15 protein-coding genes are annotated in these 16,544 nt (G+C 69.9%); 12 read left to right on the forward strand and 3 right to left on the reverse strand.

Annotation, left to right across the window (positions count from 1 at the left end; translation table 11 throughout):
* The first annotated feature begins 53 nt into the window (after positions 1 to 53).
* The 7 genes from ruvC (at position 54) to ASD56_RS09680 (ending at position 7,876) form a co-directional block, all read left to right on the forward strand.
* A complete protein-coding gene (gene ruvC / locus ASD56_RS09650; RefSeq protein WP_055964858.1) occupies positions 54 to 629 on the forward strand; it encodes a crossover junction endodeoxyribonuclease RuvC in 576 nt (191 codons plus the stop codon).
* A 46-nt stretch (positions 630 to 675) separates the two neighbouring features.
* The gene (ruvA, locus tag ASD56_RS09655; RefSeq protein ID WP_055964862.1) at positions 676 to 1,296 is read left to right on the forward strand and encodes a Holliday junction branch migration protein RuvA; all 621 of its coding nucleotides are present in this window, start codon (positions 676 to 678) and stop codon (positions 1,294 to 1,296) included.
* Positions 1,289 to 2,314, forward strand: a complete 1,026-nt coding sequence (gene ruvB, locus ASD56_RS09660) for a Holliday junction branch migration DNA helicase RuvB (RefSeq protein ID WP_055964864.1) — start codon at positions 1,289 to 1,291, stop codon at positions 2,312 to 2,314. The genes ruvA and ruvB overlap by 8 nt, the downstream gene beginning before the upstream one ends.
* Before the next feature lie 82 nt (positions 2,315 to 2,396).
* Positions 2,397 to 2,807 (forward strand): preprotein translocase subunit YajC, encoded by a 411-nt coding sequence (locus ASD56_RS09665; RefSeq protein WP_055964867.1) that lies wholly within the window; start codon positions 2,397 to 2,399, stop codon positions 2,805 to 2,807.
* Positions 2,808 to 2,846: 39 nt separating this feature from the next.
* Positions 2,847 to 4,577 (forward strand): protein translocase subunit SecD, encoded by a 1,731-nt coding sequence (gene secD, locus ASD56_RS09670; protein WP_055964875.1) that lies wholly within the window; start codon positions 2,847 to 2,849, stop codon positions 4,575 to 4,577.
* A complete protein-coding gene (gene secF / locus ASD56_RS09675) occupies positions 4,577 to 5,566 on the forward strand; it encodes a protein translocase subunit SecF (RefSeq protein WP_055964881.1) in 990 nt (329 codons plus the stop codon). The genes secD and secF overlap by 1 nt, the downstream gene beginning before the upstream one ends.
* A gap of 60 nt (positions 5,567 to 5,626) precedes the next feature.
* Positions 5,627 to 7,876: a RelA/SpoT family protein gene (locus tag ASD56_RS09680; protein WP_055964892.1), complete on the forward strand. Its 2,250-nt coding sequence runs from the start codon at positions 5,627 to 5,629 to the stop codon at positions 7,874 to 7,876.
* Here ASD56_RS09680 and ASD56_RS09685 read toward each other — a convergent pair.
* The 3 genes from ASD56_RS09685 to ASD56_RS09695 form a co-directional block, all read right to left on the reverse strand.
* Positions 7,873 to 8,418: a hypothetical protein gene (locus ASD56_RS09685; RefSeq protein ID WP_055964895.1), complete on the reverse strand. Its 546-nt coding sequence runs from the start codon at positions 8,416 to 8,418 to the stop codon at positions 7,873 to 7,875. The two genes, ASD56_RS09680 and ASD56_RS09685, sit on opposite strands and share 4 nt — an antisense overlap.
* A 95-nt stretch (positions 8,419 to 8,513) precedes the next feature.
* On the reverse strand, positions 8,514 to 10,226 hold the full coding sequence (locus ASD56_RS09690; protein ID WP_055965845.1) for a DUF349 domain-containing protein: 1,713 nt from the start codon (positions 10,224 to 10,226) through the stop codon (positions 8,514 to 8,516).
* Positions 10,227 to 10,324: 98 nt separating this feature from the next.
* A complete protein-coding gene (locus ASD56_RS09695; protein ID WP_055964898.1) occupies positions 10,325 to 10,624 on the reverse strand; it encodes a hypothetical protein in 300 nt (99 codons plus the stop codon).
* 226 nt (positions 10,625 to 10,850) lie between these two features.
* Here ASD56_RS09695 and ASD56_RS09700 point away from each other — a divergent pair, with 226 nt between their 5' ends.
* From ASD56_RS09700 to ruvX, 5 genes are all read left to right on the forward strand, one after another.
* Positions 10,851 to 12,131, forward strand: coding sequence for a replication-associated recombination protein A (locus ASD56_RS09700; RefSeq protein ID WP_055965847.1), 1,281 nt, complete (start codon positions 10,851 to 10,853; stop codon positions 12,129 to 12,131).
* A 206-nt stretch (positions 12,132 to 12,337) separates the two neighbouring features.
* Positions 12,338 to 12,967, forward strand: coding sequence for a 30S ribosomal protein S4 (gene rpsD / locus ASD56_RS09705; RefSeq protein WP_055964901.1), 630 nt, complete (start codon positions 12,338 to 12,340; stop codon positions 12,965 to 12,967).
* A 108-nt stretch (positions 12,968 to 13,075) separates the two neighbouring features.
* Positions 13,076 to 13,360 carry a hypothetical protein gene (locus tag ASD56_RS09710; protein ID WP_055964904.1) on the forward strand — a complete coding sequence of 95 codons (285 nt, stop codon included), beginning with the start codon at positions 13,076 to 13,078 and terminating at the stop codon, positions 13,358 to 13,360.
* 62 nt (positions 13,361 to 13,422) lie between these two features.
* The gene (gene alaS / locus ASD56_RS09715; RefSeq protein WP_055964907.1) at positions 13,423 to 16,080 is read left to right on the forward strand and encodes an alanine--tRNA ligase; all 2,658 of its coding nucleotides are present in this window, start codon (positions 13,423 to 13,425) and stop codon (positions 16,078 to 16,080) included.
* Positions 16,077 to 16,544, forward strand: a complete 468-nt coding sequence (ruvX, locus tag ASD56_RS09720; protein WP_055964912.1) for a Holliday junction resolvase RuvX — start codon at positions 16,077 to 16,079, stop codon at positions 16,542 to 16,544. Before alaS ends, ruvX begins: the two co-directional genes overlap by 4 nt.

A 16,544-nucleotide genomic window follows, 5' to 3' on the forward strand; every position in this document is an offset into this window, starting at 1 on the left:
ATCGCGGGGCGCGCCTGAAGGCGTCGTGCGCAGGGCTCGCCTAGCGTGATGATGTGGCATCACAACCCGCGCGCGGCGCGCTGAGAGTGCTGGGCATCGACCCCGGACTGACCCGCTGCGGCGTGGGCGTCGTCGACGTCGCGGCCGACCGGTCGGCGAGCCTGGTGCACGTCGGAGTGGTGCGCTCCGACCCGGGTGCGCCGATCGAGGTCCGCCTCGCGGTGATCGCGGCCGGTCTCCGGGCGGTGATCGACGACTTCGGACCCGCCGTGATCGCGGTCGAGCGCGTGTTCGCCCAGCACAATCGCCACAGCGTGATGGGCACTGCCCAGGCCAGCGGCATCGCCCTGCTCGTCGCCGGTGAGCGCGGGCTGCCTGCTGCAACGCACACGCCGTCCGAGGTGAAGGCCGCGGTCACCGGCTACGGGGCCGCCGACAAGAAGCAGGTCCAGACCATGGTGGCGCGCGTGCTCCGCCTCGACACGCTGCCGCAGCCCGCGGACGCCGCGGATGCACTGGCGATCGCCCTCTGCCACGGCTGGCGCGGGGGAGCGCCGTCCGCCCCGTCGTCGCCGCTCACCCCGGCGCAGCGAGCCTGGGCGGACGCCGAACGCCTCACCCGGCGGTAGGCGTGTCGCTCGAACAAACCTCCGAACGGCGACCTAGGCTCGCTACATGATCTCCTCAGTCCGCGGCACGGTCGTGCATGCCGAGCAGGATGCCGTCGTGGTCGAGGTCGGGGGAGTGGGGCTCGCGGTAGCCGTGACGCCGCAGGTCGCCCGCTCCGCGCACCTCGGGCAGCAGCTGCTGCTGCACACCAGCCTCATCGTGCGTGAAGACGCGCTGTCGCTCTTCGGATTCGAGGACCGCGACGAGCTCGCGGTCTTCTCGCAGCTCCTCGGAGTCACCGGCGTCGGGCCGAAGTCCGCGCTCGGGGTGCTCGCCACGCTGACGGTCGCGCAGATCGCGGACGCGGTGGCTTCCGACGACGACGCGCCCTTCCGCCGGGTCTCGGGGATCGGGCCGAAGACCGCCAAGCTCATCGTGGTCCAGCTCGCAGGCAAGATCGTCGCTCCCGCGGCTCCCGGCTCGGCACGGACGGATGCCGCTCCCGCCGTCCCCGCCCAGGTCGTGCAAGCCCTGATCGGGCTCGGATGGTCCGAGCGCGTCGCCGCCGAGGCCGTCGAGTCGGTGGGCGCCGAGGCGGCACCCGCGGATCGTGCGTCCGTGCCCGCGCTGCTGCGGCTCACGCTGTCGGCGCTCGGTCCCGCGCGGAAGGAGACCGTCGGTGGATGACCTCCGCGACGCGTCCGAGCCCGCGGACGAGACCGAGCTCGCGATCGAGGGCGCGCTGCGTCCCACCTCGCTCGCCGAGTTCGTCGGCCAGCAGAAAGTCCGCGGCCAGCTGCAGCTGCTCCTCGACGCCGCACGGATCCAGCAGCGGCCGGCTGACCACATCCTGCTGTCCGGTCCGCCCGGACTCGGAAAGACCACGCTCGCGATGATCGTCGCCCACGAGAGCGGACGTCCGCTGCGCCTCTCGAGCGGTCCGGCGATCCAGCATGCGGGTGACCTGGCGGCGCTGCTGTCGAGCCTGGTCCCGGGAGAGGTGCTCTTCATCGACGAGATCCATCGCATGGCGCGGTCCGCGGAAGAGATGCTGTACCTCGCGATGGAGGACTTCCGCATCGACATCATGGTGGGCAAGGGAGCCGGGGCGACCAGCATCCCGCTCGATCTCGCTCCGTTCACGCTCGTCGGAGCGACCACCCGCTCCGGCCTGCTGCCCAACCCGCTGCGCGACCGGTTCGGGTTCACCGGGCACCTCGAGTACTACGAGCCGCACGAACTGGAGCGCGTGATCGAGCGTTCGGCCGCCATGCTCGGCGTCTCCGTCCCGCCGCTTCCGCGCGCCGAGATCGCCCGCCGCTCCCGCGGCACCCCGCGCATCGCCAACCGGCTGCTGCGACGCGTGCGCGACTACCTCATCGTGTATGGCGACGGCGAGGCTGCCGACGCCCGGATCGTCGACGCGGCGCTCGACCTGTACGACGTCGACGCGATCGGTCTCGATCGTCTCGACCGCGCGGTGCTGGAGGCGCTCGTGCGTCGGTTCCGGGGCGGTCCGGTCGGCCTCAGCACGCTGGCGGTGTCCGTCGGAGAAGAGCCGGAAACCATCGAATCGGTCGTGGAGCCCTATCTCGTCCGGATCGGATTCATGGGCCGCACGCCGCGCGGACGGGTGGCCACGCGCGACGCCTATGAGCACCTCGACGTCGCGCCCGTCGAATCGATGCTCGGCTTCGACCTATAATCACTGGAGGCTTTCGCCTACCCCCCTTCTACAGGCAGCGCCGCCCTGGTGCGCGCCTGACCCGAAAGGCCATCTCACCTTCATGAACGACTTCTTCGCCAACTACGGCCTCATCATCCTGCTGGTCGTGCTCCTGGTCTTCATGTTCTGGAGCTCGCGCCGCCGGATGGCGAAGCAGAAGCTCGAGCAGGAGGAGCGCGCGCGCAACACGGTCCCCGGCGCCGAGGTGCTCATGCAGGGCGGGCTCTACGGCAAGATCGTCTCCTACGACCCCGAGAACCTCGACCAGCCCGCCGTGGTCGAGATCGCCCCGGGCGTCGACATCAAGGTGCACAGCCAGGCCATTCTCCGCATCGTCACCCCGACGGAAGAGCCTCTGATCGACGAGGTCACGCCGCTCGACGACGTGCAGGTCGTCGAGGACGACTTCCGCACGGTCGAGAAGACCGACGTGGACCCGGACGCCGAGTCCGGCACCAAGCCCCAGGCCTGACCGACCCGCCCGTCAGGGCACCTTCAGAAAGCGGAATCAGTGGCGACTTCCACTCCCGTCCGGCATGCATGGCGTGCGCTGACCGGTCTCCTCGTGATCACGGCCCTCCTGGCCGGCATCAACGCGCTCGGCGTTTACGTCTTCAAAGAGAGCTCGTGGACGCCTGAACTGGCACTCGACCTTCAGGGCGGCACGCAGATCGTGCTCGAGGCGCAGACCGAGGACGGTGCGGCGCCCACCGAAGAGCAGATGAACCAGGCGGTCACGATCATCCGCCAGCGCGTCGACGCCTCGGGTGTCGGCGAGGCCGACGTCACCACCCAGGCGGGCAACCAGATCGTGGTGCAGATCCCCGGTCAGGCCGACGAGGAGACGCGCAACCGCATCGAGGCGTCCGCGCAGCTCCAGCTGCGCGCCGTGCTGTTCGCAGGTCAGCCCGCGAACACGTTCGTGGGCGAGGACGGCAAGGAGACGCCGCACCCGACGCCGGATCCCACGCTGGCTGCGACGCCCACGGCGGAGCCGACCGACGGCAGTGACCTCGCGTGGATCACTCCCGCCCTGCAGGCCGAGTTCCTCGCCTACGACTGCGAGGACGAGGCGAACAACCCGGCCGAGGCTCCGGCCGATCAGCCCCTCATCACGTGCGACGCCGATCGCACGGTGAAGTACATCCTCGGTCCGGTCGAGCTCGACGGATCGTCGATCGACGACGCCACCTTCGGGCTGCAGCAGACCAACGGGCTGTGGGCTGTCAACCTCGACTTCGACGACGAGGGCACCGAGACCTTCGGTGAGATCAGCCAGCGCCTGTACGGCGCCGACCCGCCGCTGAACCAGTTCGCGTTCGTGCTGGACGGCTACGTGCTCTCCGCGCCGTCGATGAACCAGGTCATCCTCGGCGGAAACCCCAGCATCACCGGCAGCTTCACGCAGGAGACCTCCAAGGTCCTCGCCGATCAGCTCAAGTACGGCGCCCTGCCGCTGAGCTTCACGGTCGAGAGCTCGAACTCGATCTCGGCCACGCTCGGATCGCAGCAGCTGCAGATCGGCCTGATCGCGGGCCTCATCGGTCTCGTGCTCGTGGCCATTTACTCGCTCATCGTCTACCGGGCGCTGGGCTTCGTGATCATCGCGTCGCTCATCGTGATGGGTGTGCTGACCTACCTCACGCTGTGCATCCTCGCGTGGCGCATGGGCTTCCGTCTCTCGCTGGCCGGTGTCGCGGGTCTGATCGTGACGATCGGCTTCACAGCCGACTCCTTCATCGTCTACTTCGAGCGAATACGAGACGAGCTGCGCGACGGCAAGTCGATCACGAGCGCCGTCGAAGACGGCTGGGACCGTGCCAAGCGGACGATCTACATCTCGAAGTCGATCAACATCCTCGCGGCCGTGGTGCTCTACATCCTCGCCGACGCCACGGTGAAGGGCTTCGCGTTCACGCTCGGTCTCACCACCGCCCTCGACGTGCTGATCTTCATCCTCTTCACCCACCCGGTGATGCAGCTGCTGGCACGCACGCGGTTCTTCGGTGGCGGGCATCCGCTGTCCGGGCTCGACCCGACCGCGCTGGGCGCGGTCTACCGCGGACGCGCTCAGTTCCGCACGCCCGTCGCCGCCACCGCGACGAGCGCTGCCGGCCGCCGTGCCGTCGCATCGCGCGGCGAGGCCGTGCGGCGCCAGACCATCGCCGAGCGCAAGCAGGCCGAACTGGCTGCCGGATCCACGTCGAAACCGTCCACGACCGCCAAGGAGGGAGACCGCTGATGCGCTCCATGGGCCAGCTCGGCAACGACCTCTACACCGGCAAGACCTCGTTCCCGTTCATCGGGCGACGTCGGCTGTGGTTCCTGATCGCCGCGATCCTCGTCATCGGCTCGGCACTCGTGCCGCTGTTCCGCCCGATCCAGTTCTCGATCGAGTTCACCGGCGGATCCCAGTTCACCGTCAACAACGTCGCGAACCCGGATCAGGCCACGGCGACCGAAGCGGTGCAGTCCGTCGTCCCCGACGCGACCACCAAGGTCGTCACGATCGGCGAGGACGCCGTGCGCGTGCAGACCGACCAGCTGACCGACGACGAGAGCCGGGAGGTGTCGGAGGCACTCGCCGAGGCCTACGACGTGCCGGTCACCGACGTCAGCTACTCGTTCATCGGTCCCAGCTGGGGCGCCGACGTCACGCGCCAGTCGCTGTGGGGTCTGGCGATCTTCCTCGCCCTGACCTTCCTGATCCTGGCGCTGTACTTCCGCACCTGGAAGATGTCGGTCTCCGCGATCATCGGCCTGGTCGACGTCCTCGTGATCACGGTGGGCGTGTACGCGCTGTTCGGCTTCGAGATCTCGCCTGCCGCGGTCATCGGCTTCCTGACGATCCTCTCGTATGCGCTGTACGACACGACGGTCGTCTTCGACAAGATCAGGGAGAACACGACGGAGGACGGTGAGGTATCCGGACGCACGTTCGGCGAGTCGGTCAACCTCGCCGTGAACCAGACGCTGGTGCGCTCGATCAACACCACCGTCGTCGCGATCCTGCCCACGGGTGCGATCCTGTTCATCGGCGTCATCTGGGCCGGCGCCCAGACGCTCACCGACCTGTCGCTGTCGATCTTCGTCGGCACGATCGTGGCCGCGTACTCGACGATCTTCGTCGCGGCGCCGCTCTACTCGCTGCTGCGTGAGAACGAGCCCGCGATCAAGGCGCGCGACGAGCGCGTGCTGGCTGCCCGTGAGCTCGCGGGCTCACCCGCCTGAGCAGAGCAGTACCGCACGCGGGCGTAGGATTGTGAGGTCCAGCGGAGGGGAGGGGATCGGATGACCGAGACCGTTCCCCCCGCGCAGACCTCGTCGCTGCGGCGCCTGGTTCCGCGGATCTTCTCGCGGTCGGCGCGGCGCGATGACGTCGAGCAGCTGCTGCGGACGGTGCGCACGCACCACCCCAAGGGCGACCTGTCGATCATCGAACGCGCGTACGCGGTCGCCGACAAAGCCCACGCCGGCCAGACCAGGCAGAGCGGCGAGCCGTACATCACGCATCCGCTTGCCGTCGCACAGATCCTCGCCGACATCGGTCTCGGTCCGAAGGCGATCGCGGCGGCGCTCCTGCACGACACCGTGGAGGACACCGGCTACGCGCTCGACACGCTGACGGCCGAGTTCGGCGACGAGGTCGCGATGCTCGTGGACGGGGTCACGAAGCTCGACAAGGTCAAGTACGGCGAGAGCGCGCAGGCCGAGACCGTCCGCAAGATGATCGTCGCGATGTCGCGCGACATCCGGGTGCTGCTGATCAAGCTCGCCGACCGGCTGCACAATGCGCGCACGTGGGGATTCGTCCCGCCCGAGAAGGCGCGCAAGAAGGCCACCGAGACGCTCGAGATCTACGCGCCGCTCGCGCACCGCCTCGGCATCCAGGCCATCAAGTCCGAGCTCGAGGACCTGTCGTTCGCGGTCCTCCACTCCAAGCTCTACGCCGAGATCGAGAGCCTGGTCAAGCAGCGCACTCCTCAGCGCGAGCAGTACGTCCAGAACGTCATCGAGGCGGTCGACTCGGATCTGCGAGAGCTGCGCATCCGGGGCCGGGTGATGGGCCGGCCGAAGCAGCTGTACTCCGTGTACCAGAAGATGGTCGTCCGGGGTCGCGAGTTCGACGACATCTACGACCTCATCGGCATCCGCATCCTGGTCGGCAGCGTTCGCGACTGCTACGCGGTCCTCGGCGCGATCCACGCGCGGTGGACTCCGCTTCCGGGCCGCTTCAAGGACTACATCGCCACCCCGAAGTTCAATCTCTATCAGTCGCTCCACACGACGGTGATCGGCCCCGGCGGGCGGACGGTCGAGATCCAGATCCGCACCAACGAGATGCACCAGCAGGCCGAATACGGCGTCGCTGCGCACTGGAAGTACAAGGAGCGGGTCAACGGCGGCAAGGGCGACCCGAAGTCGCTCGACACGGACATGGCGTGGCTCGCGCACATCTCCGACTGGCAGGCCGAGACGGCCGATCCGGGCGAGTTCCTGGACTCGCTGCGCTTCGAGATCGGCGCGAAAGAGGTCTACGTCTTCACGCCGAAGGGTCGGGTCATCGGGCTGCCCTCGGGTGCGACGCCCGTCGACTTCGCCTACGCGGTGCACACCGAGGTCGGCCACCGCACGATGGGTGCGAAGGTCAACGGGCGTCTGGTTCCGCTCGAGACCGAGCTCAAGAGCGGCGACGTCGTCGAGGTCTTCACATCGAAGAATCCCGATGCCGGACCCAGCCAGGACTGGCTCGGCTTCGTCAAGAGCACGCGGGCGCGCAACAAGATCCGCGGCTGGTTCACCAAGGAGCGACGCGAAGAGGCCATCGAGCAGGGCAAGGAGGCCATCGCGCGCGCCATGCGCCGGCAGAACTTGCCGCTCCAGCGCCTGATGAGCCAGGACTCGTTCACCGAGGTGGCGCAGTCGCTGCGCTACGAGGACGTGTCGGCCCTGTACGCGGCCGTCGGCGAGGGCCACGTCTCGACGCAGTCGGTGATCGAGAAGGTCACCGCGCTGGTCAGCGCCAACGAGACCGCGACGGGTCCCATCGAGCTGCCCGCCGTGGGCCGTGCCCGGCAGAGCCGCGGCGGCGATTCCGGCATCCTGGTGCGCGGCGCGCCCGACATCCTCGTCAAGCTCGCGAAGTGCTGCACGCCGGTGCCCGGCGACCAGATCATGGGGTTCGTCACCCGCGGCAGCGGCGTGTCGGTGCACCGGGCGGATTGCAGCAACGTCAAGTCGCTCATGGCGGATGCCGAGCGGCTCATCGAGGTCGAATGGGCGCCGACGACGAAGAGCATCTTCCTGGTGCAGATCCAGGTCGAGGCGCTGGACCGATCGGGCCTGCTCAGCGACGTCACACGGGTGCTCAGCGAGCACCACGTCAACATCCTCTCGGCGTCGGTCTCGACCTCGAGCGATCGCCTCGCGATCAGCCGCTTCGTGTTCGAGATGGGCGACATCGTGCACCTGGATCGCGTGCTCAACGCGGTGCGGCGCATCGACGCCGTCTACGACGTCTACCGCGTCACCTCGTCTTAGCCGCCGCTCGGGTCGAGCGTGCGCAGGAACAGGATCGCCGGGCGCTTGTGGGGGAGTGCGCCCCGCTGAAGACGGGCGATCGACTCGTGCACGAGCCCGCCCCGGCTCTCGGACAGCAGCGCCGCGGCGCGTCGGTGGGCGGGATCGTCGACCCGCGCGAGGTCGCAGAGCGTCCGCACCGGGGAGGTCACCAGGACGCCGCCGATGAGCTCGAGGTCTGCGGCGTCGACAGCGAGGTCGCGGTAGACGAGGTTTCTGGCGGGAAGCCGGTGCAGGCGGCGTGACACGCCGCGCTGAACGGTATGGCGGACCGGCGGCTCGGGCAGCACCCCGTGCACCCAGGCCGCGCTGAGGTGCGTGGCGGCGAGGTTGTCCCCGAGGATGCCGGATAGCGACCCGGCCCGCAGCGCCCGCGTCTCGACGGCGTCGGCGGGGATGTACGCGTCGCCCAGCTCGACGACGTCGCCGTCGAGGCGGGCGGCGCTCAGCTCGGCGAGCGAGAGGCGGTCACCGACGAAGTACAGGAACGGGGACGACGCCATAGCGGCAGTGTGCCGCAGTCGCCGTGCCCATGAGGAACCGCCCCCGTCGTCTGTGGACAACGGGGGCGGTTCTCAGTCGGTGCAGGACCGGCGACTCAGCCGCCGAGTGCCTTGAGCCACGCCCGGCGCGCCTCGAGGGCGTCGGTCGCGTCGGCGATCGCCTTCTTGTCGCCGCTCTTCTTCGCCGTGGCGACGGCGTCTTCGAGCTTGCCGATCGCGTCCATGAGCTGGCGCGTCATGTCGTTGGCGCGCGCCTTGGTCTCGGGGTTGTTCCGCTTCCAGTCGGACTCCTCGCGGGTCCGCAGCGCGTTCTCGATCTTGCGCAGGTCATCGTCCAGCGCCCGCTCGGCGTCGCGCGGGAAGATGCGTCCGACCTCGTCCCAGCGTCGCTGGATGCTGGTCAGGAGCGAGCGCGCCTTGGCGATATCGCGCTCGTCCGCCACGGCCTTCGCCTCTTCGAGCAGGGCCTTGCGCGTCTCGATCTTCTCGCGGGACGCCTCGTTCTCGGCGGACTCGCGTTCGATGCGCGCGGAGTAGAGGGCGTCGCCGGCCGTCTTGAAACGGGCCCACAGCGCGTCGTCGACCTTCTTGCCTGCCCGGCCGGCCGTCTTCCACTGGTCGAGCAGCTCGCGGTACGCGGCGATGCCGTCCTCGCCCTTGGGGGCGAGCGCCTCCGCCTTCTCGACGAGCTTGGTCTTGCGCTCGCGTACGCCCTTGTGGGCCTCGTCCAGCTCGGCGTAGAACTCGCGGCGGTGCTTGTCGACGATCGAACGCGCATCGCGGAATCGCTTCCACAGCTGCTGGGCGGTCGACTTCGGCAGGCGGGGGCCGTTCTGCTGCTGCGACTGCCACTGCTCGAACAGCTCGTTCAGCTCGGCGGTCGCCTGCTTCCACTGCACCGTGCGCGGATCGCGCGCGGCGAGGGCCTCCGCCTTCTCGACGAGCTCGGTGCGCACCCGCACGGCGTCGTCGACGGCCTCGCGGGCAGCAGCGGCCTCGGTCTCGGATGCCGCGGCGAGCGACTCGGTCAAGGCCAGGACCCGAGCCTCGAGGCTCGCCAGGTCGCCGACCGCGGCCGCCTCGTGCAGCTTGGCGGATACGGCGCGTGCCGCGCCGCGGAGGTCGGATGCCGACGCGCCGGCGCGCTGGCGACGGACCTCGAGCAGCGTGACCTCGCTCGCGAGGTCCGCGTACTTGCGCTCGAAGTAGGCCAGGGCCTCCTCGGGGGTGCCGTCGGGGTACTGGCCGACGACGCGCCAGCCGGATGCCTCGCGGACAGAGACCGTGCCGTCTTCCTCGACGCGGCCCCACGGCTCGCCGGCGGGCGCGGGCTTCGGCGCTGCAGCGGCGGCACCGGGCGCGGGGGTCGGCTTGGGACGAGCAGCCGCAGCGGGCGTCGGCCTCGGGGTGGGGGTCGGCCGCGGAGCCGGCGCAGGGGCGGCGGCCGCAGGCTCGGAAGCGGTCTCGGCGGGCGCTTCGGCGGCCTCGGCTTCGGAAGCGGTGGCGTTGGCGGCCTCGGGAGCGTCCGCCTCGGCCTCAGGAGAATCCGGCTCGACGTCGGCCTCGGCCGGCGCGGCTTCTGCCGCTGCCTCAACCTCGGGAGCGGCATCCTCGCCGTCCGTGTCGGGCGCCTCGACTGCGGGCGCCTCGGGCGCTTCGGCTTCGGGAGCGTCGGCGACGGCGTCGACGGTCTCAGGCGACTCAGCCTCGGGTGTTTCGATCTCGGGCGAGATCGCGTCGTTTTCGGGGGTGTCCGACTCGGTCGCGGGACCGGTGGACTCGGGAGTTGACTCTGCTGCGGCAGTCACGGGATGCACCTCATCGCGGCTCACGCCGCCTGTGGGGGATGGACGCGTGCAAGCCTAGTACGCGACCGGCCGCGTCATCCGATGCCGGCCGTGCCGGTTCAGGGTGTCGGCGTCGGAGTCGCGCTGGGGGTCGGCGCGGGCGTGTCGGACGGGGTCGGTGCGACCGTCGGAGTCGGGGTGGACGAGGGCGCCGGCTCCGGCGCACCCGGACCGGCGACGAAGTACGCCGTCTGCGCGGCGAGCACGCCCAGGATCAGCGCCCCGCCCGCGATGCCGGCGATGAGGTTGTCGCGCGTGCGGCGACGTGCCTGACCCGCGTGGAACTCCCGACGTGCCTGATACAGGCGCGCGCGCTCCCGCGACTCGCGAGTGCCGCGGTCCTTGCCACCGTTCGCCACGGATCCTCCTCCGCTCCGGGTCCGTGCCCGGGCGGGGTTGATCCTACGGGGCGCCGTCGGTCGCGACAAAACACGCCCGGAGCCCGCCGTCCGTGGCGCGGACTAGCCTGGAACGGTGACCGTTCCCACTCCCTCCGCACGCGGCGCGGGCGCGTCGCACGGAGGCGCGGGAAGCGGGGGCTCGCAGGCCGCGCTCTTCCAGGGCCAGACGCCGCTCGCCGTGCGGATGCGTCCGATCTCGCTCGACGAGGTCGCGGGCCAGGGACACCTGCTGAAGACGGGGTCACCGCTGGTGATGCTGGCCAGTCCGGATGCCGCGACCCGCACGGCTTCCTCGGTCATCCTGTGGGGTCCGCCCGGCACCGGAAAGACCACCCTCGCGCAGGCGATCGCCCGGTCGTCGGGACGCCGCTTCGTCGAGCTGTCCGCCGTGACGGCGGGCGTCAAGGACGTGCGCGAGGTCATGCAGGAGGCGCTCAACCAGCGCGATCTCTACGGGCAGTCGACGATCCTGTTCCTCGACGAGATCCACCGCTTCACCAAGGCCCAGCAGGACGCCCTGCTCCCGGGCGTCGAGAACGGCTGGGTGGTGCTGATCGCGGCGACGACCGAGAACCCGTCGTTCTCCGTGATCTCGCCGCTGCTGTCGCGCTCGCTCCTGCTCACTCTCAAGCCGCTCACCGACGACGACCTGCGGATGCTGATCGACCGGGCTGTCGCGGACGCCCGGGGGCTCGCCGGCGGCGTTCACCTCGGCGACGATGCGCGCGAAGCCCTGGTGCGGCTCTCCTCGGGCGATGCCCGGCGCGCCCTCACCGCGCTCGAGGCAGCGGCATCCTTCGCCGAGCCGTCCGACGACGACGCCGGCCCGCCCGAGATCACCTCCGAGCATGTCGCCCAGGCCGTCGATCGGGCGCTGCTGCGCTACGACCGCCAGGGCGACGAGCACTACGACGTGATCAGCGCATTCATCAAGTCGATCCGCGGCTCCGACGTGGACGCCTCCATGCACTACCTGGCGCGCATGATCGAGGCGGGCGAGGACCCCCGGTTCATCGCCCGGCGGCTCATCATCTCCGCCGCCGAAGACATCGGGCTCGCCGATCCGCACGCGCTGGTGATCGCCGTCGCCGCGGCCGACGCCGTGCAGCTCATCGGCATGCCGGAGGGGCGCATCCCGCTCGCCGAGGCGACGGCCTACCTCGCGACGACTGCGAAGTCGAATGCCGCGTACATGGCGATCAATGCGGCCGTCGCCGATGTGCGCGCCGGCGGGTTCGGCCGGGTTCCGGTGCACCTGCGCGACGCGCACTATGCCGGCGCGAAGCGGCTCGGGCACGGCAAGGGATATGTCTACCCGCATGACTCCGAGGTCGGCGTCTCGCCTCAGCAGTACCTCCCCGACGAGCTTCGAGGGCGGCGCTACTACGAGCCGAAGGCGCTCGGTGCCGAGCGAGATGTGCAGGCGCGACTGGAGAAGATCCGGCGCATTCTCGACGGCGGCTGACGGGCCCCATCCGCCCGGCCCCGAGGGATCCGGAGGAGAACCCCTGGTCTGGTAGACTTGACCGGCTCGAAACACAGTTTTCGGGCATCCCCTCTCTTCCTCACCTACCTTCCGGCATGCCCCGGCGTGCAGTCCGGAAGGGCGAAGAGACGAGATACGTCCGCGAGCCGTGAAAGACACGGCCGCGTCATCGGAAGGAAAACTTCGTGGCTACGAAGTCCCAGGACCGCCGCAAGGTCCGCCTGTCGCGCGCGCTCGGCGTTGCGCTGACCCCGAAGGCCGCCCGCTACCTCGAGAAGCGTCCCTACGCTCCGGGCGAGCACGGCCGCACCAAGCGCAAGCAGGACAGCGACTACGCCGTCCGTCTCCGCGAGAAGCAGCGTCTGCGCGAGCAGTACGGCATCCGCGAGAAGCAGATGCGCAACACGTTCAACGAGGCGCGCCGCACCCAGGGCCTGACGGGTGAGAACCTCGTCGAGCTCCTCGAGATGCGTCTCGACGCCCTCGTGCTGCGTTCGGGCTTCGCCCGTACGACCGCGCAGGCTCGTCAGCTCGTCGTGCACCGCCACATCCTCGTGGACGGTCAGCTCGTCGACCGCCCGTCCTTCCGCGTGAAGCCGGGTCAGACCATCCACGTCAAGGCCAAGAGCGAGGGCACCGAGCCCTTCCAGGTCGCAGCCGCCGGCGGTCACGCCGACGTCCTGCCCCCGGTCCCGGCCTACGTCGAGGTCCAGCTCGACAAGCTCCAGGCCGTTCTCGTGCGTCGCCCCAAGCGCGCCGAGGTCCCCGTGGTCTGCGACGTCCAGCTCGTGGTGGAGTACTACGCCGCACGCTGATCGCGTTTCCATTCGCACGAAGGGCGCCGGGGATTCCCGGCGCCCTTCGTCGTTTCACCCTACGATGGAGGGATGCCGCGCCCGGCGGCCTCGCGAGGAAGTGGTGACATGAAGAACCTGGTGTGGTTCCTGTTCGGCATCGCCGGCGGCTTCGTCGTCGCGCACCTCGTGAACAAAGACCCGCGCGGTCACGAGCTGCTGGCCGAGGTGGACGCCCGGATCACCGAGTTCACCGACCGCATCGGGGACTCGTACCGCGAGCAGGAAGCCCGCATCTCCGGGCTGGTCGACGACGTCAAGGACGCCGCCGCCGAAGCCGCTGAGGCGGCGCTGTCCGCAGCATCCGATGCCGCGGGCGCCGCAGCCGACGCCGCCAAGAAGCTCACCGACTGACCAGCGGCTCCCTCCACCCGCGCGCCGGGGGAGTGCACCGCGCGCATTTTGCGAGGACCCGAATGAAGACCGCCGAGATCGCGAAGCGCTACCTCGACTACTTCGAGAAGAACGACCACGTCATCGTGCCGTCGGCATCGCTGGTGACCGACGACCGGGCTCTGCTGTTCACGGTCGCGGGAATGGTTCCGTTCATCCCGTATCTCAGCGGAGACGTGCCCGCGCCGTTCGCTCGTGCGGCCGACAATCAGAAGTGCATCCGCACCAACGACATCGAAGAGGTCGGCAAGACTCCGCGCCACGGCACCTTCTTCCAGATGCTCGGCAACTGGTCGTTCGGCGACTACTTCAAGGCCGGCGCCATCCGATTCGCGTGGGAGCTGCTCACCTCGTCCGAGGACGACGGCGGACTCGGGTTCGACCCGAAGGACCTGTGGGTCACCGTCTACGAAGAGGACGATGAGGCGTTCGGGCTCTGGCAGGAGATCGCCGGGTTCCCCGAGGAGCGCATTCAGCGGCTCGGCAAGGACACCAACTACTGGAGCACCGGACTTCCGGGCCCCGCCGGTCCGTGCTCGGAGATCTTCTTCGACCGCGGTCCGGAGTACGGCATCGACGGCGGTCCCGCGACCGACGACGACCGCTACGTCGAGATCTGGAACCTCGTCTTCATGCAGTACGAGATCACCAACGTGCGCTCCAAGTACGACTTCGACATCGTCGGCGAGCTGCCCGCGAAGAACATCGACACCGGCATGGGCCTGGAGCGCATCGCGTTCATCAAGCAGGGCGTCGACAACATGTACGAGACCGATCAGGTGCGCCCGGTCCTCGACCGCGCGGTCGCGCTGTCGGGCAAGACGTACGGTGCGGTGCACGAGGACGACGTCCGCTTCCGCGTCGTCGCCGACCACATCCGCTCCTCGCTCATGCTGCTGTCGGACGGCGTCACCCCCGCCAACGACGGCCGCGGCTACATCTTGCGCCGCCTGATGCGCCGCGCGATCCGCTCCATGCGCCTTCTCGGCGTCGACGGCCCGACCTTCGCCGATCTGTTCGCCGCGTCGCGGGACGCCATGAAAGAGGCGTACCCCGAGGTCGCGACCGACTGGGCGCGCATCTCCCAGTACGCCCTGGCGGAGGAGGAGACCTTCCTGCGCACCCTCGCCGCCGGATCGAACCTCCTCGACGAGTCCGTCGCCGCCGCCAAGCAGTCCGGCGGCACGGCGCTGGCGGGCGCCGAGGCGTTCCTCCTGCACGACACCTACGGCTTCCCGATCGATCTCACGCTGGAGATCGCCGAGGAGGCCGGGCTGACGGTCGACCGCGACGCATTCGACACGCTGATGCTCGAGCAGCGCACCCGAGCGAAGGCGGATGCCCGCTCGCGCAAGCGCCAGCTCGCCGACACCAGTGTCTACCGCGACTTCCGCGCCCAGGGTGAGACGGTCTTCACCGGCTACACCGATCTGGAGACGCCGTCGCGCGTGCTCGGCATCCTCGTGGACGGCGTGTCCGTCGATCGCGCCTCGGTGGGCCAGATCGCCGAGGTCATCCTGGCCGAGACGGCGCTGTACGCGGAGTCGGGCGGTCAGGTCGCCGACAAGGGCGTCATCGTCGGACCCGGCTACGAGCTCGACGTCATCGACGTGCAGAAGCCGGTCGCCGGGCTCATCAGCCACACCGTCGAGGTCACCACGGGCGAGGTCGCGGTCGATCAGCCCGCCACGACGGTGGTGGACGCCGCCAACCGCCGCGCCGCGCGCCAGGCGCACTCGGCCACGCACCTCGTGCACGCCGCGCTGCGCGACACGCTGGGCAAGACGGCCACGCAGGCCGGCTCGCTCAACCGCGCCGGTTACATGCGGTTCGACTTCGCCTGGGGCCAGTCCCTGTCCGAGCAGACCAAGAGCGAGATCGAGGAGATCGCGAACAACGCGGTCCGCGACAACCTCGAGGTCACGACGCGGGTGCTCTCGCTCGACGAGGCGAAGTCGCTCGGCGCGATGGCGCTGTTCGGCGAGAAGTACGGCGACACCGTCCGCATGGTCGACATCGGCGGACCCTGGTCGCGCGAGCTCTGCGCGGGCACGCACGTCACCTCGAGCGCGGAGATCGGGCTCATCAACCTCGTCGGCGAGGCGTCCGTCGGCGCGTCCAACCGCCGTGTCGAGGCGCTCGTCGGCCTCGACGCGTTCCGTTCGCTGGCCGCCGAGCGCGCCATCGTGTCGCAGCTCACGTCGACGCTCAAGACGCCGCGCGACCAGCTCGCCACGCGCATCGCCGAGCTCACCGCCAGCCTCAAGGCGGCCGAGAAGAAGATCGCGGCCTTCGAGTCGAAGGCCCTGGGCGACCGGCTTCCGGCGCTCGTCGCGACCGCGTCGCCGCAGGGCGGCACCGTCGTCGTGGCGGAGTCGCTCGGCTCGGCATCCACCCCCGACGACGTCCGCTCGCTGGCGCTGCAGGTGCGCGAGCGCCTGGGCTCGGAGCCTGCCGTCGTCGCGCTCGGCGCGGACATCGGCGGCCGGGCCGTGGTCATCGTGGCGACCAACGACGCGGCGCGCGCCACGGGCGTCAAGGCCGGAGTGCTCGCGAAGGCGGCGGCTGCCGTGCTCGGCGGCGGCGGCGGCGGTCGCGACGATGTCGCGCAGGGCGGCGGGACGGATGCCTCGGCACTGCCGGCCGCGCTCACCGCGGTGAAGGACGCCCTCCGCGCGTGAGCGGCTTCCGGCGCGGGACCAGACTCGGCATCGACGTCGGCCGGGCGCGTGTCGGCGTTGCCCGGTGCGATCCCGACGGACTGCTCGCGACGCCGGTCGAGACCGTGCCCCGCGACAAGAAGTCGGTGGAGCGCGTGATCGCGCTGGCCGAGGAGCACTCCGCGGTCGAGATCCTGGTCGGTCTGCCGCTGAACATGCGGGGCGAAGACACCGCGTCCACCGTCGACGCGCGGGAGTTCGCCGAGGCGATCGCCGCGGCATCCGCTGTCCCGGTCCGACTGGTCGACGAGCGCCTCTCGACGGTCTCGGCACACGCGGCGCTGCGCGATTCGGGCAGATCCCAGCGATCGTCTCGTAGCATTGTGGATCAGGTCGCCGCGGTCGTCCTCCTCCAGCAAGCGCTCGACGTCGAGAAGAGCACCGGTCGCCCGCCCGGAACCCCCGTCTCCCAGGAGCCCGCCTGA

Origin of the sequence: Microbacterium sp. Root166, assembly GCF_001427145.1 — a bacterium.
Lineage (GTDB): Bacteria > Actinomycetota > Actinomycetes > Actinomycetales > Microbacteriaceae > Microbacterium.